The sequence below is a fragment of the Cohnella sp. GCM10012308 genome (assembly GCF_042649185.1).
Lineage (GTDB): Bacteria > Bacillota > Bacilli > Paenibacillales > Paenibacillaceae > Cohnella.
The window spans coordinates 52981-76233 of sequence record NZ_JBHRYU010000017.1 but is presented as its reverse complement, the minus strand read 5'-3'; the positions used below and the strand labels follow the sequence as shown (position 1 = coordinate 76233).

Annotated in this window: 20 protein-coding genes; 13 read left to right on the top strand and 7 right to left on the bottom strand. The window is 58.2% G+C overall.

Annotation, left to right across the window (positions count from 1 at the left end):
* Window positions 1-9: 9 nt before the first annotated feature.
* The gene (locus ACFOTD_RS18655) at window positions 10-747 is read right to left on the bottom strand and encodes a response regulator transcription factor (protein ID WP_378121381.1); all 738 of its coding nucleotides are present in this window, start codon (window positions 745-747) and stop codon (window positions 10-12) included.
* 120 nt (window positions 748-867) lie between these two features.
* On the opposite strand from ACFOTD_RS18655, the gene ACFOTD_RS18650 reads away from it, so the two are divergent.
* Both ACFOTD_RS18650 and ACFOTD_RS18645 read left to right on the top strand, forming a co-directional pair.
* Window positions 868-2928 carry a sensor histidine kinase gene (locus ACFOTD_RS18650; protein WP_378121379.1) on the top strand — a complete coding sequence of 687 codons (2061 nt, stop codon included), beginning with the start codon at window positions 868-870 and terminating at the stop codon, window positions 2926-2928.
* A complete protein-coding gene (locus ACFOTD_RS18645; protein ID WP_378121377.1) occupies window positions 2925-3551 on the top strand; it encodes a phosphatase PAP2 family protein in 627 nt (208 codons plus the stop codon). The genes ACFOTD_RS18650 and ACFOTD_RS18645 overlap by 4 nt, the downstream gene beginning before the upstream one ends.
* Here the strand turns inward: ACFOTD_RS18645 and ACFOTD_RS18640 are convergent.
* On the bottom strand, window positions 3523-3885 hold the full coding sequence (locus ACFOTD_RS18640) for a helix-turn-helix domain-containing protein (protein WP_378121375.1): 363 nt from the start codon (window positions 3883-3885) through the stop codon (window positions 3523-3525). The genes ACFOTD_RS18645 and ACFOTD_RS18640 overlap by 29 nt on opposite strands.
* Window positions 3886-4072: 187 nt before the next feature.
* Here ACFOTD_RS18640 and fur point away from each other — a divergent pair, with 187 nt between their 5' ends.
* The 3 genes from fur (at window position 4073) to ACFOTD_RS18625 (ending at window position 8546) form a co-directional block, all read left to right on the top strand.
* Window positions 4073-4552, top strand: a complete 480-nt coding sequence (gene fur, locus ACFOTD_RS18635) for a ferric iron uptake transcriptional regulator (RefSeq protein ID WP_378121374.1) — start codon at window positions 4073-4075, stop codon at window positions 4550-4552.
* 361 nt (window positions 4553-4913) lie between these two features.
* The gene (locus ACFOTD_RS18630) at window positions 4914-5891 is read left to right on the top strand and encodes an aldo/keto reductase (RefSeq protein WP_378121372.1); all 978 of its coding nucleotides are present in this window, start codon (window positions 4914-4916) and stop codon (window positions 5889-5891) included.
* Window positions 5892-6098: 207 nt separating this feature from the next.
* Window positions 6099-8546 (top strand): EAL domain-containing protein, encoded by a 2448-nt coding sequence (locus ACFOTD_RS18625; RefSeq protein WP_378121370.1) that lies wholly within the window; start codon window positions 6099-6101, stop codon window positions 8544-8546.
* Window positions 8547-8601: 55 nt separating this feature from the next.
* Here ACFOTD_RS18625 and ACFOTD_RS18620 read toward each other — a convergent pair whose 3' ends face one another.
* Complete coding sequence (locus tag ACFOTD_RS18620; protein WP_378121368.1) at window positions 8602-8892, bottom strand: DUF2653 family protein; 291 nt, start codon at window positions 8890-8892, stop codon at window positions 8602-8604.
* Between the two features lie 6 nt (window positions 8893-8898).
* A complete protein-coding gene (locus tag ACFOTD_RS18615) occupies window positions 8899-9345 on the bottom strand; it encodes a hypothetical protein (protein ID WP_378121367.1) in 447 nt (148 codons plus the stop codon).
* 144 nt (window positions 9346-9489) lie between these two features.
* On the opposite strand from ACFOTD_RS18615, the gene ACFOTD_RS18610 reads away from it, so the two are divergent.
* The gene (locus ACFOTD_RS18610; protein WP_378121365.1) at window positions 9490-10044 is read left to right on the top strand and encodes a DUF309 domain-containing protein; all 555 of its coding nucleotides are present in this window, start codon (window positions 9490-9492) and stop codon (window positions 10042-10044) included.
* On the opposite strand, the gene ACFOTD_RS18605 is transcribed toward ACFOTD_RS18610, so the two are convergent.
* Both ACFOTD_RS18605 and ACFOTD_RS18600 read right to left on the bottom strand, forming a co-directional pair.
* Window positions 10041-10640, bottom strand: coding sequence for a beta-class carbonic anhydrase (locus tag ACFOTD_RS18605; protein WP_378121363.1), 600 nt, complete (start codon window positions 10638-10640; stop codon window positions 10041-10043). The genes ACFOTD_RS18610 and ACFOTD_RS18605 overlap by 4 nt on opposite strands.
* Window positions 10641-10655: 15 nt before the next feature.
* A complete protein-coding gene (locus tag ACFOTD_RS18600; protein WP_378121361.1) occupies window positions 10656-11003 on the bottom strand; it encodes an iron-sulfur cluster biosynthesis family protein in 348 nt (115 codons plus the stop codon).
* A 114-nt stretch (window positions 11004-11117) separates the two neighbouring features.
* Between ACFOTD_RS18600 and ACFOTD_RS18595 the strand changes: the two genes are divergently transcribed.
* Window positions 11118-12647, top strand: a complete 1530-nt coding sequence (locus ACFOTD_RS18595; protein WP_378121359.1) for a carboxypeptidase M32 — start codon at window positions 11118-11120, stop codon at window positions 12645-12647.
* Window positions 12648-12728: 81 nt separating this feature from the next.
* Here the strand turns inward: ACFOTD_RS18595 and ACFOTD_RS18590 are convergent, their stop codons facing one another.
* Window positions 12729-13622: a helix-turn-helix domain-containing protein gene (locus ACFOTD_RS18590; RefSeq protein WP_378121357.1), complete on the bottom strand. Its 894-nt coding sequence runs from the start codon at window positions 13620-13622 to the stop codon at window positions 12729-12731.
* Between the two features lie 128 nt (window positions 13623-13750).
* Here ACFOTD_RS18590 and ACFOTD_RS18585 point away from each other — a divergent pair, with 128 nt between their 5' ends.
* The 6 genes from ACFOTD_RS18585 (at window position 13751) to ACFOTD_RS18560 (ending at window position 23229) form a co-directional block, all read left to right on the top strand.
* Window positions 13751-14524, top strand: coding sequence for a phytanoyl-CoA dioxygenase family protein (locus tag ACFOTD_RS18585; RefSeq protein ID WP_378121511.1), 774 nt, complete (start codon window positions 13751-13753; stop codon window positions 14522-14524).
* 152 nt (window positions 14525-14676) lie between these two features.
* Window positions 14677-15858: a GntR family transcriptional regulator gene (locus tag ACFOTD_RS18580; protein ID WP_378121355.1), complete on the top strand. Its 1182-nt coding sequence runs from the start codon at window positions 14677-14679 to the stop codon at window positions 15856-15858.
* A 221-nt stretch (window positions 15859-16079) separates the two neighbouring features.
* Window positions 16080-18860: a glycoside hydrolase family 38 N-terminal domain-containing protein gene (locus tag ACFOTD_RS18575; protein WP_378121354.1), complete on the top strand. Its 2781-nt coding sequence runs from the start codon at window positions 16080-16082 to the stop codon at window positions 18858-18860.
* A gap of 89 nt (window positions 18861-18949) precedes the next feature.
* Entirely contained in the window at window positions 18950-20206 is a 1257-nt protein-coding gene (locus ACFOTD_RS18570; RefSeq protein ID WP_378121352.1) for a response regulator transcription factor, read from the top strand.
* Window positions 20203-22029, top strand: coding sequence for a cache domain-containing sensor histidine kinase (locus tag ACFOTD_RS18565; protein WP_378121350.1), 1827 nt, complete (start codon window positions 20203-20205; stop codon window positions 22027-22029). The genes ACFOTD_RS18570 and ACFOTD_RS18565 overlap by 4 nt, the downstream gene beginning before the upstream one ends.
* Window positions 22030-22329: 300 nt before the next feature.
* Window positions 22330-23229, top strand: a complete 900-nt coding sequence (locus ACFOTD_RS18560) for an ABC transporter permease (protein WP_378121348.1) — start codon at window positions 22330-22332, stop codon at window positions 23227-23229.
* Window positions 23230-23253 lie beyond the last annotated feature (24 nt).

The window sequence follows — 23253 nt, the reverse complement described above, 5'->3', positions numbered from 1 at the left end:
AATTAATCGTCAGCGCGCGTCCGGGAACGACTGGCATTCCGCCAGGAAGCGATAGCCGAAGCCGCGAACCGTGTGGATGTATACCGGCTTGGACGGATCGGGCTCGATCTTCTTGCGCAGATTGCTGATGTGCACCATCAGCGTCCGGGTATCGCCCATGCTGTCCGTGTGCCAGACGAGCCGGTACAGCTCGTTCATCGCGAAGATCCGGTTGGGCTGGCGCGCGAGGACGCACAGCAGCTCGAACTCCTTGGCGGACAGCGGTACCGTCTCGCCGTCCCGCCGGACCTCGAACCGGCCGGGATCGATCGCAAGGCTGCCGTACGCCATCAAGCCGTACTGCTCGTCCGCTTGCGGCCGCTCGCGCTGGCGCCTGCGGCGGATATGGGCTTGCACGCGGGCGACGAGCTGCCTCGGACTGAACGGCTTGGTAATATAATCGTCGCCGCCTTCGGACAGACCCAGGACGATGTCCGCATCCTCGCTCTTGCAGCTGAGAAAGAGGATGGGGACGTCCGCGCAGCCGCCTTCGCGCAGCCGCCTGCACACCTCGATGCCGTCCATGTCGCCGAGAGACACGTCGAGAATGACGAGATCCGGGCTTAGCGCCTCCGCGATCCGCAGCGCGTCTTGTCCGCCCTCTGCGGCGTGCACCGCGAAGCCTTCTTTAGTCAGGAACAACCCGATCAGTTCGGTGATCTCGCGCTCGTCGTCGACGACGAGAACGGTGCCAATCGGTTTGCTCAAGGTAATTCCCTCCCATGCCATGTCAACGTTCGGCTGTACCTTATTATACTTAAAGCGTTGACGCATAAGCAATGCGCGTTTACGATGAGGACAATGTTTCAAGGCAGGAGCGATCGGAAAATGAAGGCGATAAAAATGAGGCGGGGACAGGGAGCGCTGCTTGTCTTCGTCTTCGCGATGGCGCTCGCAGGGTTGGCCGGCGGGCTCTCGCTAGGAGGAGGAGATCCGGGCGGCAAGCCTGTCGCGAAGGACGGCATCATCGATCTGAACGGCTATTCCTTCGAGAAAAGCGGAACGGTTCCGCTGGCGGGAGAATGGCGCTTTTCCCGGGAGTCGCTACGACCAGGTGCGGGGTACGACCGGACGATTCGCGTCCCGGGCATTTGGGGCGGGCTTCCGGACGGCAACGGGGACCTGCTGCCCAGCCAAGGCTACGGCACCTACCGTCTGGCGCTTCGGAATTTGCCTGCCAATAATCCCATGCTTGGCATCCGCCTGCCGAATTTATCGACGGCCTATGCGCTGTATGTCGACGGCGCGCTCGTCGGATCGAAGGGCGTAACCGGAGCGACCAAGGCTTTGACGACGCCTTACCAAATGCCGGATACGGTGTTTTTCCACCCAGCCGGCGCTTCGGTCACGCTGGAGCTGGAGCTGGCGAACTTTCACCACCGGACTGGCGGCATCCGCAGCGCGCTCGTGCTCGGCACGCCCGAGCAGGTCAAAAGCATTGCCTTCGGGCATGAAGCCAGGGAGTTCGTCGTGCTCGGCAGCTTGCTCATGATCGGCATCTATCATATCGGGCTGTACGCCCTTCGTCGGAAAGAGCTGGACAATCTGTTGTTCGCGATGCTCTGCATCTGCGTCGCCGGACGGATGAGCGTTATCGGAGAAGGCCTGCTGCCCCGATTGGTGCCGGAGTTGACGTGGACGGCGGCCGGCCGCCTCGAATACAGCTTTTTCGTGCTGAGCGCGCTTTGCGGCTTCGCGTACTTTCGCCGGACTTACAGCAAGGAGATTACGCGCAGTTGGACCTTTGCCGCCTGCGCGGGCGCAGGCGTATTAATGGCGCTCACCTGGGGATTGCCGCTGCTTCGGTCAAGCTCGCTGATCCTGCTCTACCAGGCATTCGTCGTCGTTTTAAGCGTCGCGTCGCTTTACTTGCTTATCGTTGCGTTGATCCGGGGCCGCGAGGGGGCGGCCCTTTCGCTGATCGGCGTGGCCGGACTCGTCGGCACCGTGCTCAGCGACATCTTTTTTTACAACGGCTGGTGGCGCGCGCCCGATATGGTTCCGTTCGGGCTGCTGTTCCTTGTCGTCATGAATTCGTTTCTCATTTCGCTACGGTTCTCCAGGACGTTCGCCAAGGCCGAGCAGCTGTCGGCGGAGCTGCGCAGATGGAACGGCCAGCTCGAAGCGCGCATCGAGGAGCGGACGGAAGCGCTGCGCGCCGCGGAGCAGTCGAGACGGCAGCTCGTGAGCAATATTTCGCATGACCTCCGCACCCCGATGACGCTTATTCAAGGCTATCTGGAGGCGCTGCGGGACGGCGTGATCTCCGATCCGGGCCAGCGGGACGCGGTCATCGGCGCCATGCTCAAAAAAGCGGAGGGCCTAAACGAGCTGATCCGGGACCTGTTCGACCTGTCCATGCTCGAGGCTCGACAAGCCCAAATGTCCTATGAGCTCGTGCCGCTGCCCGCATGGGTCGACCGCCTCGCGGAGAACTACGGCATGGAGCTGCTCACCAAAGGAATCGCGTTTGTCTGCCGGACGGAAGGGCCGGGAACGGAGAGCGTCAACCTGAAGATCGACGAGCGAAGAATGGACCGGGTTATGTCCAATCTGATCTATAACGCCATCCAGGCGACGCCCCGCGGAGGCGAGATTCGCATCGAAGCGAGACGGGGCGCGAGACCGTACGAAGCGGAGATCGCGGTGTTGGACAACGGCGCGGGCATTACGCCCGAGGACCTGCCGAAGCTCTTCGAACGATTTTACCAAAACGACAAGTCGAGAAACGGTTCGTCCGGCGGCAGCGGGCTTGGCCTCGCTATCGTTCGCGAGATCGTGGAGACGCACGGCGGCCGGATCGAAGCGCGCATTCGGCCGGAAGGCGGAAGCGAATTCGTAATCACGCTGCCGATCGCCAAACGAATGAATACGGAGGAAGGGCAATGACACTTAACAACGCGCAAAAAAGAACGATCTTAATCGCGGTCGCCTTAATGGCGCTGCTGTTCGCGACGATCACGTCCTTGAGGGCCGGCGGCTATGCCGGGTGGGACAGGTTTGCTGCAGATGCTGCTGCGGATATCCGAGAGTCCGGCTGGACGAGCTTGTGGCGGGCGATAAACGACATGGGCAGTTCGGCCGGCATCGCCGCGGTCGCCTTGCTGTCCGCTGCGTGCTGGTGGCGGCTGCGCTCCTGGAAAATCGCCGTCTCGTTCGTCGGCGTCGTCTTGATCGCATACGTCCTGCAGACGGCACTCAAGTCCGCGTTCGGCTACGAGCGTCCTGACGACGCATGGGGCATTGCGCATGACGGCTACGGATATCCGAGCGGTAACGCGACGATCGCAGCCGCTTTGTACGGCTGGTGGATCCTGCTTGGATGGCTTGAATTGCGCGGGCACTTCTGGAAAATCGCCGTCTGCGCACTCGCCGTGTTGCTTATAGCGGCGACCGGCTGGAGTCGGATTTACTTCGGCGTCCATTATTTGTCGGACGTCTGCGCCGGCTTCTGCGTGGGCGGGCTGTGCGCGCTGGCTGCCGCTACGATTTGCTTTTGGCGACGGACCTAGCGGGCTTTTTCCGGTCGCCCTCGACAATGCCGAGAAGGAGGCCGATCGACTGCTGACGCTGCTCCTGATCCATGGATTTGAACAGCTCGAGGATCTTGTGCTCCTGCGGCTCGGCCGAATGCTCGTTACGCTTCGTGCCAGCGCCGCCGATGATGTAATCCAAAGAAACGTTAAAATAATGCGCCAGCTTGATGAGCGTTTCGTAAACGGGATGACGGTTGTTGATCTCGTAATGGCTGTACGCAGATCTCGTAATGCCGACCTGGCGAGCCACTTCCTCCTGTGACAAATGGCGTTCGAGGCGAAGCTGGCGTAGACGGTCACCCATGCTCATCGCGATATCTCCTTGCTATATATAGTGGACTATTTGTTTATAACTGTATGATACAATATGTATCATGTCAAGCGTTTTCAATAAAACGCGGTGATTTCTTTTATCATCGTCTTCGGTTATAATAGATTAGAATCATTATAATCTGCATGGCGAAAAGAGCGTTATGCGGACGAAGGGGGCAATCCCGATGACGGTACTCGAAGATCAATTGACTAAAATAAATAAGCAGCTGCTCAGCAAAGGTTATAAGCTGACATCGCAACGCGAGGCGACGGTGCGCATATTGCTCGAATACGAGCAGGATCATCTGAGCGCGGAAGAAGTGTTCATGCTCGTGCGCGAAGTGCATCCGGACATCGGCCTTGCGACTGTGTATCGTACGCTGGAGCTTCTGGCCGAGCTTCATATCGTGGAGAAAATGAACTTCGGCGACGGCGTTGCACGATTCGACCTCAGAAGCGACGAGAATGCGCACATGCACCATCATCTGATCTGTACCGTTTGCGGACGCTTGAAGGAGATCAAGGAGGATTGGCTTGGAGAGCTGGAGCAGCGTCTCGCGCGGGAATACGGATTTCTCGTGACGGACCACCGTCTCGAATTCACGGGCACCTACGCAAGCTGCCAGCGGGAAGGCTGCAAAAGGGCGAGCAAGGCGGTCTCTTAAGCACATTACGTTTGCCGCGCAATAGTTTTTATTGAATGCAGCCCTCGCAGGCGAAGCTGCCGCTTCGCTTGCGGGGGCTGTTTGCGCGTCTGTCGAAGACGGGCCGCTATCGCCTGTCCGATTTTCGTTTCAGGTCTCTTGCGCGGAACATCAGCCATCCGACGGCGACGATCAATAAAATGAACATGAGCGTGTATGTGATAATCATGGCTGCACCTCCGTTTCTGTTAATGTTTACCCGTCCCGCGCAATTATGCAGCTGGATGGCGTTTACAGACGCTGCGAACCGGACGGGATTAGCCTAACTGTTATATGATCGGTTACAATAGAGAGGAATTCATTTCGAGGAGGAGATTCGCTAGTGAAATTCAGTCAACTGGGAAAATCGGGCCTTAAAGTCAGCAAGCTGTGCCTCGGGACGATGAACTTCGGCGTAGATACGGACGAGAAGGACGCGTTCCGGATGATGGACGCCGCGCTTGACGCTGGCATCAACTTCTTCGATACGGCGAATATTTACGGTTGGGGCGAAAATGCGGGCCGCACCGAGGAAATTATCGGACGCTGGTTCGCGCAAGGCGGAGGACGGAGAGAGCGCGTCGTGCTGGCGACCAAGTTCTATGGCGATATGAGCGACGCGCACGACGGTCCTAACGGCCAAGCCGGTTTGTCGTCATACAAGCTGCGCCGCCACCTCGAAGGCTCGCTGCGCCGGCTGCAGACGGATCATATCGAGCTCTACCAGATGCATCACGTCGATCGCAACGTTTCTTGGGACGAGCTGTGGGAGGCTTTCCGCATCGCCCAATATCAAGGCAAGATCGGATACGTGGGCTCGAGCAATTTCGCGGGCCGCGATCTTGTAAAAGCCCAATACGAAGCAAAATCGAAGGGCATGCTCGGCCTTGTGTCCGAGCAGCACAAATTCAGCCTGATCACGCGCCTTCCCGAGCTTGAGGTGCTGCCGGCCGCGCACGAGCACGGAATCGGCGTCATCGCCTGGAGTCCGCTGGACGGAGGTCTGCTGAGCGGACATGCGCTCAATCCGGCGCCGGGCTCGAAGCGTGCCAGCGACCAGACGCGCGTGGAAAAGTATCGTCCGCAGCTCGAAGCGTTTGCCAAGCTTGCGGCGGAGCTGGGCGAATCCGAAGCGAATCTGGCGCTGGCCTGGACGCTGGCGCATCCGGCGATGACCGCGCCGATCATCGGACCTCGCACGATGGAGCAGCTCGAGGGCGCGCTGCGCGTCGTCGACATCGAGCTTGGCGAGGAGACGCTGAAGCGCCTCGACGAGATTTTCCCGGGACCCGGGGAAGCGCCGCGCGCTTATGCCTGGTAATAGAAGCTATAACGAAGTGGGAGCCGTTCGCGATCGCGAGCGGCTTTTTTTGTGACTAATCGCATAGCCCTCACCGCCAGATCGACAAATATCGATGAATTATGATGATTTGCGCCAAGAATTGGGTGTACTATGCGTCGATTCCACGTATAATGGGTAAAAGCGCGACGCTAGCGTACAGCGCAGGATTTGGCTAGGAGGACCGCCATGACACACACGCACGGATCCTATGATCTCTTACTCGTCTTGCTCTCTTATTTGATCGCCGTTCTCGCTTCCTATACGACGCTCGACCTCGCAGGCCGCATCAGCACCGCAAGCTCCGGTTACAAAACGCTGTGGATCGGCTTCAGCGCGGCGATCATGGGCATGGGCATCTGGTCGATGCACTTTGTCGGGATGCTCGCCCTGCGCCTGCCGATGGCCGTCAAGTACGACAGCTTGCTCGTCGTCGTCTCGGCTGCCGCCGCAATCGCAGGCTGCTTCGTCGCGCTATTTCTAGCGGCCAAGCCTCAATTGGGCTACCGTCGCCTCCTGGCGGCGGGCGTGTCGCTGGCCGCGGGCATATGCGCCATGCACTACATCGGCATGGATGCGATGAAGATGCCGATTGTTTATTCGCCGACCATCGTGACGTTGTCGGTTGTCATCGCTCTGCTTGCGTCCGTCGCGGCGTTGTGGCTCGCCTTCGTCTACCACCGTCAGCAGAAACGCTACGCGATCCGCAAAAAGCTGGCGAGCGGGCTGATTATGGGCGCAGCCGTAGCGGGCATGCACTATACGGGCATGAGCGCGGCCGCCTTCGAGATGGACCATGCGAGCATGCACGGCAGTATGGGCATGTTTTCGAACCAGCGGATGATGGCTTACGGCGTCGTCGTCGGTACGCTGCTGACGCTGGGGCTGTCGCTCGCGGGTATCGTCATCGCCAAGCGTTTCGCCGCCAAGCAGCGGCGGATCGAAGAGAGCCAGAATTGGTACAAGGCGATCTACGACAGCATGACCGACGGTATCATTACGCTCAGCCTCGACCGGAAAATTACGGGGCTTAATCCGTCGGCGGAGCGTATCGTCGGCGTGCAGCAAGCCACGCTCATCGGAATGCCGCTCGAGGAGCTGCTGCGCGTCGCCGTTTCCGAACGCTCGGAGGAGCTGGAGCATATTCTCGTGCTGGCCAAGGACGGCAAGCGCCAGCAGTACGAGTCGACCATCGTGAACGCCAAGGGCGAAGAGCTGAGCCTGAGGGTCTCGATCGCGACCGTCCGCTCCGGCGACGGCGCCGTCGGCATGTATATGAAGCTGCGCGACGTGACCGAGGACAAATCCAAGGAAGAACATATCCGGAAAATGGCGTACGAAGACGACCTTACGGGCCTTCCGAACCGCCGCAAATGGCAGGAGCGATTGGCCGCGACCGCGTCGGAGCTCGGCACCAACCGCAGCTGCTTCGCCGTCATGGTGCTCGATATCGACCGCTTCAAGCTGATCAACGATTCGCTCGGGCATCAATACGGCGACCAGTTCCTGAAGGACGTATCGGAGCGGATCTTGCAGGCGCTCGAGGGCAGCGGCGCGGAGCTTGCGCGGCTCGGCGGCGACGAGTTCGCGATCCTCGTCATGGATACCTGCAGCAGGGAGGCGCTGTCCGAGATGGCGGAGGAGATCGTCCACCAGATTCAGCGTCCTTATCCGCTGCATCACCAGGATTACTACGTGACTGCGAGCATCGGCATCGCCGTCTGTCCGGAGCACGGCGAACAGCCCGACCAGCTGCTCCGGCATGCGGATCTGGCCATGTACGAGATTAAGAAGCAGGGTAAAAACGGTTTCCGCTTTTACCAGCCCGAGCTGAACGACAAGCTGACCGAAAAGCTTGAACTCGAGCGCGACTTCAGGCAGGCGCTGCCGCGCAACGAGCTCGAGCTCTTTTACCAGCCGCAGGTGCGTTCCTCGGACGGGGTCATGATCGGCGTGGAGGCGCTCGTACGCTGGAATCACCCGCAGAAGGGCATGATCTCTCCCGGCGTGTTCATTCCGCTTGCCGAAGAGATCGCGCTCGTCGGCCCGCTCGGCGACTGGGTGCTCCGAGAAGCATGCCGTCAGATGCGCGAATGGCATTTGGCCGGCGGGCCGCTCGTGCCGGTGTCCGTCAACCTGTCCTCGCAGCAGTTTTATCAGTCCAATCTGGACGAGCACATCGCGAACATCTTGTCCGAATCGGGGCTAGATCCGCAGTATCTCGACTTGGAAATTACCGAAAGCATGATGATGGACGTGGAAGTGTCGACGGCGATTCTGAACCGTCTCAGCGCGCTCGGCGTACGCATCAGTCTGGACGATTTCGGGACAGGCTACAGCTCGCTCAGCTATCTGAAGCATTTCCCGATCCACAAGCTGAAGATCGACCGGTCCTTCATCCGCGACATCACGGTGAGCGAGAGCGACCGGGCGATCGTCGCGACGATCATCTCGATGGCCGAGCATCTCAAGCTCGACATCATCGCGGAGGGCATCGAGACCAAGGAGCAGCTCGATATTCTTCGCGCTCAATCCTGCAGAGAGATTCAAGGCTACTACTTCAGCAAGCCGATTCCGGCCCGCGAGATCGAACGCAGCTTCTTCGAGCCGCTGCGCGACAGCAAGCTGAGAGCCTGACGCAGACGACAGAAGGGCCGGCGGTCAATGACCGCCGGCCCTTCTGCATGGAGCGTTATTCTTCGATGACGTCCGCGAATATTTCCTCAAGCTCCTCGTCCGCCACCATCGTGATGGAGGAGGGATACACGCGGCGTCCGTACTCGGACAGCATGTACCGTACGATCGCTTCCTTGAGATTGGCTTCGATCAGGTAGCGGCTTCGTCCCTCGACCCACATCTCGGCGGTGAAGCCTTGCTCGTCGTCCCAGAAGAGCTCGACTTCAACGGAAGCGACGGGGACCTGCTGCCGCTCCGACGTATGCAAGCATACGGCATTTACGATCTCGTCCGTGGTCAGCCTCATAGCGGATTACCAGCGTCGGTTGGGATCGTTAGGACCTTGCGGCTGATGCTGTCTGCGACGACGCAAGGAGTTCACGATGCCCATGATCAGGACGATGACGAAGAAGATCGCGGCGAGATTGACGAGCAGGCCCAGAATGTCTCCAAAGAAGCCCATGCCGCCGAACATGCCGCCGAACAGCATGCCGGCGATACCGCCGATCATCAGGCCTTTCATGAAGCCGCCACCGCTCGTGAATCCGCGCTTAGGCGTCGTTGCGCCGGCCCCCGCCGTCGTTCCGGAACTTTTGTTCGTGCTGCTGGATACGTTGTCCTGCGCCTTGGCCGGCGTCTTCGTGAACGAACGCTTGCTGGAGCTGAATCCCTTGCGAGCGGCGTCCGCTGCGTCGGCAGGAATGACGACAGCCGCCGTGAACGCGAATAGCGTGAACACGAGCAACAATTTTTTCCACATACGTTGCGATTCCTCCTGTGTGAATAAGATGCGTTCAGTAATACGGTGAAAATCGCGAGCGGTTTCATTTTTTCGCGTTTTTTCGTATGCTAGTTGCTATCGGAACTTTGGAACTTGCATGGAAGGAAGGAGCGCTCAGCCGACATGATGTCATTATTCCCGATTCCCGAGCCGTTCGTACATTATTTAGCGCAATATCACGGCACCCGCGATTATTTTGAGTGTCACGAAATTATGGAGGAATATTGGAAGGAAAAAAAAGAAGCCGCCTATGAAGGCAGCTGGCTGGTGCTGATCCGGATCGCGGTCATGCAGTACCATGCGCGCAGGGGCAATGGCAGCGGAGCCATTAAGCTGCTCGCGAAGGCCGAATCAGAGATCGAGCCGGACCGCATGGACGAGCTCGGCCTGGACGGCCGGCGGTTGAAGCAAATGCTGGCCCGCAGAAGAGAGCGCTGGATGGACGGACATAACGTCGTCTACGACGACTTCAACCTTCCGATTGCGGACCGCGAGCTGTTGGAGGCCGCCGTAAGCCGGGCCGAAGCGCTGGGCGCTGCGTGGCTGTCCCCCGGACAGCTGGCGGACGAGAGCGTCGTCCACCGCCATCTCGCGAGGGACCGCACGGAAGTCGTCGAAGCAAGAGAAGCCTCGATCCGCAGCCGGCAAAAGGACCGGAAACAAGGAGGCGCCGATTAGTCGATCAGGGCGCTTGCGTCGTGCTGGGCCGACAGAAAATCGTAGCCGTCGGTCACCAGCTCGAGCTCGCCCGTCACGGGGTCGATGATGAGACCGTGAACCGGCGTGCCCGGCGGGAGCAGCGGATGGTTGCGGACGATTTCGACGCTGTTTTCCACGCTGCTCTTGACGTTTTCGAAGCCGGTCAGCCAACGGTTGAAGTCGACGCCGGAATTGTGCAGCATGCGGATCGTGTCCTGACGGATGCCGCGCTTCATCATATGGCCGACGACGACCTTCGGATCGATGCCCGTCATGCCGCAATCTTTATGGCCGATGATCATCACTTCGTCGCCCTTGAGCTCGTAGAGCGCGACGATGACGCTGCGCATAATATTGCCGAACGGCGCGGTGATGATGGCGCCAGCGTTTTTGATGATCTTGGCGTCGCCGTTGCGGATGTTGAGCGCCTTCGGCAGCAGCTCCGTCAGACGCGTGTCCATGCAAGTGACGACGACAAGACGCCGGTCGGGCGCATTGTTGTTGGTGTACTTTTCGTATTCGCTGTTGGCGACGAACTCTCGGTTGTAGCTCAGCACTTCTTCCAATTTGGTCATCTCTAATGGCTCCTGTCAGCGAGTATGAGTGCTTGCGGAAGTTCTCAAATCGACGGTGCCCAGCGCGTTCGTGTAGATCTGGCCGACGCTGGACAGCTTGAAGCTTCGGGTCGCGCTATTATAGGAGACGCGCAGAACTTCATCGAAATAAACCGCATGGCGCGGCTCGTACCAAAGCTCGACCGGCTCGCTGTCCGCGCGAAGGTCGCCCGGGGCCGGCTCGTCGACCGCCCATAAAAACGGCACGCCGTTCACGGCGCAGCCGCAGCCTTCGTTGTCCGATACCAGCTTCCAGACTCGGACCGGCGGGTCGAACTTCGCTTGCAGCGCAGAGGCTGCCTCGTTCGTCCATTCGATTCTCATCGCTCTTCGCTCCTTTTAGCTAGCGTTATAAGACCGTTATGTTGATTATAGAGATCGGGGCAGGTATGATCAAGGGGTCTGCTATACAATAGGAAATGGAAGGATGAGATCGGGATGAGTGATAATGCCGCAGCAAAGGATTCGGCGATCGTCCGGTTTCGTGCGCTGACGACCCAAATCAAGCATTATGAAGAGCTGCTCGGCGTCGTCTATTGGGACATGCGGACAGGAGCGCCGCGCAAGGGCATCCCCCAGCGCTCCGAGGCCGTCGGAACGCTATCCTCGGAGATGTTCAGGCTGTCCACGTCCGCGGAGATGGGCGAGCTGCTCGCGGAGCTGGACGGGGCTGATTCGGACGGCGGGCTGACCGACGTGGATCGCAAGCTGATCAAGGAGACGCGCAAGGAGTACGAGCGTAACCTCAAGATCCCGCCTGAGCTGTACCGAGAATACGTCGTGCTGACCTCCCAAGCGGAGACCGAATGGGAAGAAGCCAAGGCCAAAAGCGATTTTAAAGGATTTCTCCCATATTTGAAGCAAATCATCGATTACAACCGCCGCTTCATCGCGCTTTGGGGCGTGAAGGGAACGCCGTACGACACGCTGCTGGACATGTACGAGCCGGGTACGACCACGGCGGAGCTGGACCGGCTGTTCGGCGAGCTGCGCAATCGGCTCGTGCCGCTTGCCGCTGACATCGCGCGACGGGGAGATAAGCCGGATACGGCCTTCCTCCAGGGCAACTTCGACAAAGGCGCGCAGAAGCGCTTCAGCCTGTACACGCTCGGCCAGATGGGCTACGACTTCGAAGCGGGCAGACTCGACGAGAGCGTGCATCCGTTCGCGACCGGTCTTAGCAAGGGCGACGTGCGGATTACGACGCGGTACCTCGAGGACGATCTGACGAGCGCGCTGTTCGGCACCATCCATGAGTGCGGTCATGCGCTGTACGAGCAGAACGTGGACCCGAAGCTTAACGGCACGCCGCTATGCGGCGGCACGTCGATGGGCATTCACGAATCGCAGTCGCGCTTGTGGGAAAATATGATCGGGCGCAGCCGCGGGTTTTGGGACCGGTATTTGCCGGAGCTCAAAAAAGAATTCCCCGCGCAGCTCGAAGGCGTCGACCCGGAGGCGTTCTACCGCGGCATCAACGTCGTCGAGCCGTCGCTGATCCGTATCGAGGCGGACGAGCTGACTTACAACATCCATATTATGATCCGATACGAGATCGAGAAGATGCTGTTCAACGACAATCTCGATCCCGAACGGCTCGAAGAAGTATGGAACGCGAAGTACAAGGAGGCGCTCGGCATCGAGCCGCCAACGGCGGGCGAAGGCGTCCTTCAGGATGTACATTGGTCGGGCGGCATGTTCGGCTACTTCCCGTCCTATTCGTTGGGCAACATGTATGCGGCGCAGATGCTGAAGACGGCGGAACGCGAGCTGCCGGGCCTCTACGAGGACATCGCCAACGGACGCCTGCTGCCGCTCAAGGAATGGCTCACCGAGAAGGTGTACCGGCACGGCAAGATGCTCGAGCCGAGCGAGATCATCGAGCGGATCACCGGCGAGCCGCTGCGGTCTGATTATCTGTGCGATTACTTAGAAGAGAAGTACAAAGAGATCTATCGGCTGTCTTAATCGTCGGGTATGCGACGGCAAAGGGATGAACAGGGGGAACCTGCTCATCCCTTTTTGCGTCTCAGAATTTAAAGCGCGGATTTACTCGCCGGCAGGCAATGTCGCCTTGCGATATTCTGCGGGCGGCATGCCGAAGCGATCCGAAAATACGCGGGTGAAGTAGTGCACGGACTGATACCCCGTGGCGTCAGCGACTTCTTTGACATTGAAGAGCGTCGTCTTGAGCAAACCTTCCGCGGTGAGCATTCGTTCGCGGGTAACGTAGTCCACGAGCGATTGGCCGAGCTCCTCCTTGAAGATGCGGGACAAATGGCGCGCGGAAATATTCAGGTAGGCGGACACCTCCGCGAGGCCGAGCGAGCCCGCGAGGTTGTCGTGAATGTAACGTTTGGCAAGCTGTACGAGATGCGTGCGGGAGCGGGAGGATGCCGTCGCCTTGGACAAGGGCGTTCCGTCCTGACGTCCGAACGTACCGGAAAAGGAGCGAAGCAGCAGCGCGCACAAAGTGTTCGTCCGCGGCTCGCCGTCCGCCTGATGCTGCAGCACATGCCGGAACAGCGCGCGCCATATTAACGCAGTCACCCCTTCGGGGTCTGCGATAACAGGCGAGGGACTGCCGAGCAGCTCGGTCTCATACTGTCTTGCCTCGGGCGACGAAGCTGCCGCAACGACCTCGAACGCCACAAAAAACAGCTTCAGGCCCGACTGACTGCGAATCTGGTGCCAATGGCCGGGCAGCGATGCGAATAAAGAACCGCACTCGAGCTTGTACGTGATATCGTCGTCCTCATATTCGCCTATTCCGTCGAGCACGTAGCATATTTCATAAAAGGAATGCCGGTGCACGGGGTTGTCGTAATGCTGCCAGTCGAGCCCCCAGTTATAGATTTGAAAAACGACGCCGTCGCCGCCGGTGCACCTTCTGTTGTTCTCGTTCAAGATCCGGGTCACGAAAAGAAAATTCTCTTCTGTCATTGCTGTCACCTCATGGCGCGATTGTGCAAACGGACGTCCGGCTTCTGCAAATACAGCCGTCTTAAAATTTCCTATACTGATCGTATTCTTAGCGTTTACATCGAAGGAGGATATTTGGAATGGATAAGCTGATTAAAGCAGAGGACGTACAATTTTACAAGGAAAACGGGTATTTGCTCGTCCGCGGCGTATTCTCGTCCGCGGAAGTGGAGGAGATGCGAAGCGCCGTGACCGGCATCATCGAACGCGCCGCCAAGTCGAAGTTCGACGGCAACGCGACCTGGCAGGGGGACTATCTGCCGCCTGAAGAATTAAAGAAGCTGGTGCTCAAAGGCTTCCACGACGTTCATTATCACGATGCTTCGTTTACACGCGCAGCCGTGCACCCGAACATGACGGCCGTCTTGTCGCAGCTGATCGGTCCCAACGTTCAGCTTCACCACAGCAAGATGCTGGTCAAGCCGCCCGAAAAAGGCGCCGCCTTCCCGCTGCATCAGGACACGCCTTATTTCCCGCATGCCGACCATACGATGCTCGCGGCCAGCGTCCATCTGGACGATTCGGACATGGAAAACGGCTGCTTGTGCGTTATTCCGGGCTCCCACAAGCAAGGCCTGCTGCCTCACGTCGGGCGCTATTATCTGGATCACCGCGAATACCCTTTGTCCGCGGCGACGCCTTGTCCGGCATCGGCGGGCGACGTGCTGTTTTTCAACTATTTGACCATCCACGGCTCCGACGTCAATCGCAGTACGCGCAACCGGCGCAACGTGCTGTTCCAGTACCGCGATCCGACGGACCTGCCGACCGAAGACGTGCACGTGAACTGGGGGCAGGGACTCATGGTTTGCGGGGAGAATCCCGTTTATAAGTCTTACCAGCCCGAATACGCTTTGAAATAACGTACTGCGCCAAGCGTTTCTATCGATTCGAACGTAGACCTGCCGTCCATCCAGGGCGGCAGGTCTATTTTAGCGGATTCGCCATTAGATTTGGCCGAATGATATGTCATTTGATATAATGAATGCATCGACAATGAAGGGCATGAGATCAAATGACGCAGGAGACGCCGTTATATCGCAAAATTTTCTCGTTTTTCCTTGATGAAATCGCGGAACGGCGGTTAAAGGCGGGAGACAGGCTGCCGACGGAGCTCGAGATTGCCGAGCAGTTCGGCGTGAGCCGGATAACCGTTATCCGGGCGATGCGGGAGCTTGAGCATCGGCAGTTGCTGTATCGCGTGAAGGGCAAGGGGACATTCGTTCGCGAGGATCTGGACAGCCGGAACGACGAGGCTTCGAATCCTAATGCGGGTGCCGGATCGGAAGCCGCATTAGGTAACGCAGAAGTGGCTGCGAAAGCGGAACTTCCGCTAATTTCGGTCGTCATGAGCGACTTGGAGCATGCGGGCCAGGATATTCTGCTCGGCATCGAACATGCGGCGCGCAAGCACGGCTACTACGTTAGCTTTCACAATGCGATGATGGACCCGCTCCTTGAGCGAAGCTTGCTGGAGAAGCTGGCGCAAGATGCCAGGGGAATCATCGTGTATCCCTGCGCGGGCCTTGATAATATCGACCTTTTCAGCGGGATGACGATCCGTCGCTTTCCGTATGTCGTCATCGATCATCCCCTGGAAGGCATCGAAGTGCCGCTGTTCTCGCCGGACAATGAACGCGGCAGCTACGAAATGACCCGGCATTTGATTCAAATGGGACATGAAAGGATCGCGTTTGTCGCGCCGGGGCTGTATATCCATCCGGCATTCCGCGAGCGGTACAAAGGATACTGCCGCGCGCTTGTCGAAGCGGGGTTTACCGTGCGTCCGGAATGGATCGTATCGGCGGATTGGGCTTCGGGCACAGAGCCTGAAGTGCTTCACCAGGAGGCGGACGCCCTGTTGAAGCGATGGATGTCCGGGAGCGTCCGGCCGACCGCCTTGTTGGCCGGCAACGACCTGTTGGCCATCCATCTGATCAAGTCGGCCCTGCTCGCAGGCATTGCCGTTCCCGAAGCGCTGTCCGTGGCGGGCTTCGACAATCTCGCCATGACCGAATATCTGGAGGTACCGCTGACGACGGTCAGTCAGCCCTTTTACGAAATGGGAGAGAATGCCGCAGACTCGCTCATCCGGCTCATTCGCGACGGTATCCTTATTGCCGGCAAGCAGCTGGATACGTCACTCGTAATACGCGAGTCAACGGGAGTGCCTCCCTCGACAATCATTTCTGATTGATGCGATTATCATTAACCAGCCGTCCCCAAGTCCTGTTCGCAGACTTCGAGACGGCTTCTTTGCGTTCGCCGTTTCGCGAAAAACGTTTTTTACGGTTGCAGACTTCAAGCGGCAGTTCGATCGAAAAATGATATAACATATTATTGCGATCCTTTCTTTTGATGTTTATAATGATATATTATTTGATCATTTATGATTCAATCATTTGAGGGGGTTCTAAATTGAGCGATAACAAGAAGAAGATCAATAAGATGTACGTGCTGTCCCACACGCATTGGGATCGGGAATGGTACCAGGATTTCCAGGGCTTTCGCTTGCGCCTCGTCCATATGATGGACGAACTCATCGGCCATATGGAAAGCGATGAAGCATATCGCTACTTCATGCTGGACGGACAGACGATTATCCTGGAGGATTACATCCGCATCCGGCCGGAGCGCAGGGATCGTCTTGCGAAGCTGATCGCGGGCGGAAGGATCCAGATCGGACCCTGGTACGTCATGCCGGACGAATTCCTGGTCAGCGGCGAGTCGTTGATTCGCAATTTGCTCATGGGCATTCGCGATTCCCGCAAATGGGGAGCCGAGCCTGTACGCTCCGGTTATGTAACCGACATTTTCGGCCATAACAGTCAAATGCCGCAGCTGCTTCAAGGGTTCGGCATCGATCATGCCGTCATGTTCAGAGGGTTCCATGGGGACGAGGATCCGTCGGAGCTGTGGTGGGAAGGCGCGGACGGCAGCCGGGTGCTGGGGCTCAAGCTCGACGAGGATCGGGCGTACAGCGATTTTTACTTTGCCGTGCGTTGGCCGTTTTTCGAGCGGGACGACGATTACGCGGGCCATGCGGAGGAGCTGGTCGAGCGGGCGAAGCAGTTCCTTTCATACAAGAATGAACGCGCTACCACCGATATCGCGATCGGGATGGACGGCGTGGACCATGTCGAGATCGAACCGCAGCTGACTTGGCTGCTGCGCACGTTAACCGAGGAGACGGGCGTCGAATTCGTCCATGCCACGATCGAGCAATATACGGCAGATCTCCGGTCGAAAATCAAAGATCTGAGGGTGCACAAAGGCGAGCAGCGCGCGCTCGGCTTCAGCGGCATTAACAACTGGGTGCCGGAAAACGTGCTGTCGTCGCGCGTTCATCTCAAACAGCACAACCAGCACGCAGAAAATCTGCTTGAGAAATGGGCGGAACCGCTCGGCGTCATGACCGCGGCGATGGGCAAGCCTTACCCGGCAGGCTTTTTGACCGAGGCTTGGACGCATCTGCTGCAGAACCATCCGCACGATTCGATCTGCGGCTGTTCCATCGACCAGGTCCATCGGGATATGATCTACCGGTTCGATCAAGCCAGGCTTATCGGCGACGGGCTAGTAAAGGAAAGCGTGCATTACATCGTCGATCACTTGGATGAAGGCCGGGTGGACGGCAAACAGGTACTGGCCGTGTTTAACATGTCGCAAACCAAGATCGACGGCATCGTAGAAGTCGAGCTCTCGCTGCCGGCCGGATCGGACGCGTCGCTTCGAATGGCCAGCCATAATCTGCAAGGCACCTCCTTCCGGATTTATGACGGGGAACGGCGCGAGATCGCTTATCAGGTGCTGTCGGTGCAGCGCGAGCATACGGAAATGTACCGGCCGTACCGCGAGCTGCCGCGCGGCCGCGTCAGCGATATTTACCGGCTGGCCCTACATGCGAAGGTGCCTTCGTTCGGCTATACGGCCTACACGGTCGAGCCCTTCGAGCTCGATTGGCACGGACCGCTCGAATTCAGCGCGCCGAAGCTCATCGCGCCTGTCCGCCTTCCGGGCACCCAAAAGATTCGCGCCCGCACATGGAACAATGGCCGGATCCAGCTGGAGGTGCAGCCGGACGGCACGCTCGACATCACCGAAGCTCAGACCGGCCATACGTTCCGCGGCCTGCTGCGCTTCGAGGACGAGGGAGACGTCGGCGACGGCTGGACGCATATGGCGCCGATCGGCAACGAGCGCTTCACCTCCGCCGGGTCTTCTGCGCAGTTGTCCGTCGTGTACGACGGTCCGTACGCCACCTGCATGCGGATTCAATCCAGCCTGCGATTACCGGCGGGCGCCGACTTCTCGGGAGCGAAGCGAAGCGACGCATGGACTGACTTCTCCGTCACGACGTTCGTCACGCTGCTGCAAGGCGATGCAAAGGTATATTGCCGGACTGTCGTCGATAACGCGGTCCGCGACCACCGGTTCGGCGTCTGGTTCCCGACAGGGCTCGATACGGACAGTTATGCGGCCAGTACGCCGTTCGATCTGGTGAAGCGGCCCTTCGCAGAGCCTGACAGGTCCGACTATTTGCGCAAGCCTTATGAAGCTTTTCCGCACAACGGCATACTCGCCGCAAGCGACGGCAAGGTTGGTCTCGCGATTTACAGCAAAGGTCTCTACGAGGCATGCCTGCGCGCCGACGAGGACCGAGCGCTCGGCTTGACGCTTTTCCGAAGCACGGCCAAGGAGGTAGGCACCGATCCGGGCGACGGCGGACAGCAGTTGAGGACGATGACGTTCGAGTTTGCGATCGAGCCGTTTCCCGTCGAGGAACAGTTCGAGAGCAGACTCTGGTTGGCCCATCAGCGCTATGCGGCCGGTATCCGGACCGCGGAACGGCCTGCAGGCCGCGTCTGGAGAGAATTGCCGTATCGCAGAGAAGCAAATTTGCCGCTCTCGGCATCTTTTCTCGGTATCGAGGGCGAAGGGCTGCTGATCAGCGCCGTCAAAGCCGCCGAGGAGGGCGATAACCGCTGGATCGTACGGATTTTCAATACGACCGACCGGGAGGCGAGCGGCAGACTGACTTGCGGGCGAGAAATTGCCGAAGCCCAGCTGCTTAACCTGAATGAGGAAGTGCAGGAACAGCTGGAATCCGATGGAGGCGGAATCGCCGTCAAAGCCGGACCCCGTCAGATCGTAACGATCGGGTTGGTATGGGGAGAGCCTGAATCGGCGGAGGCATGAAGGAAAAGCCGTACGTACTGTCGAATGGTAGCTCATGCTGTCGAATCAATCCTTCGCGATTGCGATAAACGAACCGGAGGGAGGCGCTTGTGTTGACATGGACCGTATGGATCGCGGACGACGAACGGATTCAGCGCGAGGGCATCGTCATGCATGTGCCCTGGCAGCAGATGGGGCTTGTCATGGCCGGTACGGCGGCAAACGGCAGAGAAGCGTTGGAACAAATGCGCGCCGCGCCGCCCGACATTCTAGTCACCGATATTAAAATGCCGCTGATGGGCGGCCTTGAGCTGGCGAAGCATGCGCGGGAACTGAATCCGCGCATGAAAATCGTCATTATAAGCGGCTATGACGATTTTGAATATGCCCGTACGGCGATCGAGCTGAGCGCTACCGCATATTTACTCAAGCCGCTTGATTTTGGCGCATTGCTGGAAACGCTTCAAAATGTCGCGTCCGTCTGCGAGGAAGAGGCCAGGCAGGAAGAGAAGCGGCTCGAACTGGAGCGCCGGATGGCAGAAACCAAGCCGCTGGCCGCGCGCCAGCTGCTTCGCGATCTGTTGCAGGGACGTCTCGCAGATCCGGACGCGATCGAAGAAAAAATGCGGGACGCCGGTATGCCGGCGTCGGATGAATTCGCGATTGCGGTCATCAGGGCGGATGACGGCAGAAACGGCGTCAAGGAAAAGGGAGTCAGCGGAACAAGTCTCGCACAAAACCTGGCCAGCATCGGCCGGGGGCTGCGGTGGTTCGAGTCGTATTGGTCGGACGGCGACGAGCTGGTCTGGATCGCGGCAGCCGGAGAAGAAGAAGCGATTCGCGTGTTGGACGCGCTTCGCGTTTATGCGAACGGCGAGTTGGGGATGAATCTTGCTGCCTGCGTCGGCACCGGAATAAACGATCCAGGCGGGTTTTCAGAATTATACCGGCGTGCCGCCGCCGAGTTGGCGAGGCGGTCGGACCATGATTTGAACAAGACCGTTAGGCTTGGAGGCGCGCGCGTCCTGAACAAGGAGGTGCCCGTGCAGCGGATCATCGCGTATATCGAGACCCGCTACGGGGGGCCGATTTCGGTCGAAGATTTGGCCAAAATGGTTTTTCTTTCGCCCAATTACATCAGCAATTTGTTTAAAGAACAAACCGGGGAGACGATCATCGATTACTTGACCGGCGTGCGGCTGCGTCATGCCCGAAATCAACTGGCCGATCCGACCCGCAAAATTTACGAGATTGCCGAGAGCACCGGATTCAACAGCACGTCTTATTTCAGCGTCGTTTTTAAAAATACGTACGGCGTAAGCCCCAAGGAATTCAGAGAGTCGCTGAAGGAGCGGATCTCCGAATGAGGATGCCGCTCCGCGTCCACGACGTCTCGATCAAGCACAAAATGATGTTCAGCTACGGGCTGCTCGTCCTGCTGTCCATCGTCGCGCTCGGGGCCGCTTTTTATTTCAGCATGCAAAAGTATGTGTACCAGCAAGCGAGCGAATCGTATCGCCAGACACTGTCGCAGGTTGTATTGAATACGGAATACAAGCTCAACAACTACGATCAGCTGCTTAATCAGTTCGTCTCGGATTCGAAGTTCGTCGGCGCGGTATCGTTCGCGTATACGTCTCCGGGCGATTATTCCTACGCTTATCTGAATACGATCTCGCGGTACTTCGAGGTCGGCAAGCAAGACAACAGCATCGAATCGATTATTTTATACAAAAACAATCCGACGCTGCCCGAATCGGGAGACGTGCTGATCGATATCGACTATATTTTGCGTACCGACTGGTACAAAGAATATTTCTCGCATATGGAAAAATATACGATCAACGACTATATCGCGCTGTCGAAGCGCAAATTTTGGATCGTTACGGACGAGATGAACAAACCCGACTACAGGCTGTCCGGAGAAAAAAGCGGCTTGCCCGGAGAGAAGCGGGTCGGGATCATTAAACCGGTCATCTATAATTTTGAAAAACTGTCCGGAGTGTTCGAGCTGTTCGTTCGTTACGACCGCATATTCGGGGACTTCGCGGCAGCCGGCACCGGTCCTGACGACTATATGCTCGTCGCGAACGACAAAGGGCAGACCGTCTATGCGAGCCTGGCAGAGAGGGCGGCCGGCCCGGATGCGCTCACGGCCGCATTGGCGGAGAAAACCGCCGCACGGGCGGGCGGAGAGGCGTCAGGCAAGTTCAGGATGAAACTGGACGGCGCCGACAAAATGGTGTTGTACGAGAGAGGCGGAGATTCCGGCTGGCTGTACGTCCGCGTGCTGTCGTACGACCGGCTGTTCTCGGGCGCCAAGACGGTCAAGCAGTTTACGATTGCCGTCGGAGCGCTCTGTCTGCTGATCAGTCTGCTGCTCGCGCTGGCGCTGGCAAGAATGATCGCACGCCGGCTGTCGGTGCTGTCCGGCCAGATGAAGAGCGTCGAAGATCTCACGCTCGACGTTAAGGTGGATATCGACGGCCGCGACGAGATCGGCGCGCTGGCCCGGAGCTATAACCGGATGATCCGCAAGATCAGGGAGCTGGTCGAGCAGCTGACGGCAAGCCAACAGACGCAGCGGGAGTCCGAGCTCAAGGCGCTGCAGACGCAGATCGATCCGCATTTTTTGTACAACACGCTGGCGACGATTAACTGGATGGCGATGGGCGGCCAGCATGACAAAATTATCGGGATGGTCAACCATCTGGCGACCTTCTATCGACTCTCTCTCAACAACGGGTTGCCGCTGCTCGCCGTGAGGGAGGAAATCCGTCATCTGCAGGCATACACGGAAATTCAAAAAATTCGGCTGGAGGAACGCATCATCGTCATTTACGAAGTGGAGGCGGACATTGAATCGTGCATGACGCTGAAGCTGATTCTCCAGCCGTTCGTGGAAAACGCGATTTTGCATGGCGCGGAGCAGAAGGCGGGCACGACTGCGATCACGATCCGCGCGTACCGCGCGAAAGATGAACTGATGTTCGAGATCGAGGACGACGGCGTCGGCATGCCCGCACCGCCCGCGGCCGATTTGATCCCGTTCGGCAAAGGCTATGGCATCCGCAACGTCCATGAACGCATCAGACTGCATTACGGGCCGGCATACGGCGTGAAGATCGAGAGCGCCGAAGGCGTCGGGACAAAAGCGACGATCCGCATCCCGGCCGTCAGCGATGAATAAAGACGACTCCCCCGGACGACCGCTCTATCCCGCCATGTAACGCTGTACAGCGCTTTTTTGCCCCGGATAACCGATCTGTCCCTCAACGTAGCGCAGTACGGCGTTTCTTTGCCCCGGAAGACCGCTCGGTCCCGCAAAGAAGCGCTGTACAGCGCTTTTTTTTTCGATTGCAAGCGGATACAAAGAGCGTAGAATTTTAAAACCACTCCCGTAGAATCCTGGATTTTTCACCGGCAGCTCCCCCTATATACTTAGAGACATCAAGCGCAAGGCGCAATTACAGAAAAAGGGAGTGTCGATTTGCAGAGCGTATGGAACAACCGCTATCTTTATCTGTTCGTCCTCCCTGGCGTCGTCTGGTTTCTCGTATTTGCCTATCAGCCGATGTACGGCGTGCTCATCGCCTTTAAGGACTACGACATCATTAAAGGGGTCTTCCGCAGCGAATGGGTCGGGCTGGCTCATTTCAGGGAGCTGTTCGGCAGTCCGAACTTCGAGGTGCTGCTGCGCAACACGATCGCGATCAGCGTGCTGAAGATGCTCTTCGGCTTCCCGGCGCCCATCGTGCTGGCGCTGCTGCTGAACGAGGTGCGCAGCCGGATGTTCAAGCGGCTGGCGCAGACCATCTCTTATCTGCCCTTTTTCGTCTCCTGGGTCGTCATTACCGGCATCTGGTACGATCTGTTCAGTGTCGACGGCGGCTTCGTCAATCAGATGCTGGCAAGCCTCGGGATCATCAAGGAGCCGATATTCTGGTTCGGCAACCCCAATTACTTCTGGGGCATGATTCTTGCCTCCGACATCTGGAAAGGCATCGGGTTCGGGACGATTATCTTCCTGGCCTCGATAACGTCGGTCAACCCGGAACTATACGAATCGGCGGTCGTGGACGGCGCCAGCCGACCGCGACAAGTGTGGCACATTACGCTTCCCGCGATCCGCGCGACGATCGTTCTGCTGTTCATTCTTAATATCGCGCATTTCCTGGACGCGGGCTTCGAGCAGATTTACGCAATGCAGAACAACATGGTTCTCGACCGGGCGGAAATTATCGATACGTACGTCATGAAGGTCGGGGTATTCCGCGCCAACTACGAGATCGCGACGGCCGTCGGATTGTTCAAGTCCATAATCGGTTTGATTTTACTCGTCTCCGCCAATTTTATCGTCAAGAAGTTCGGGGAAGACGGGGTATTTTAGAGCCATTCAGTCGAAGGATTCAAG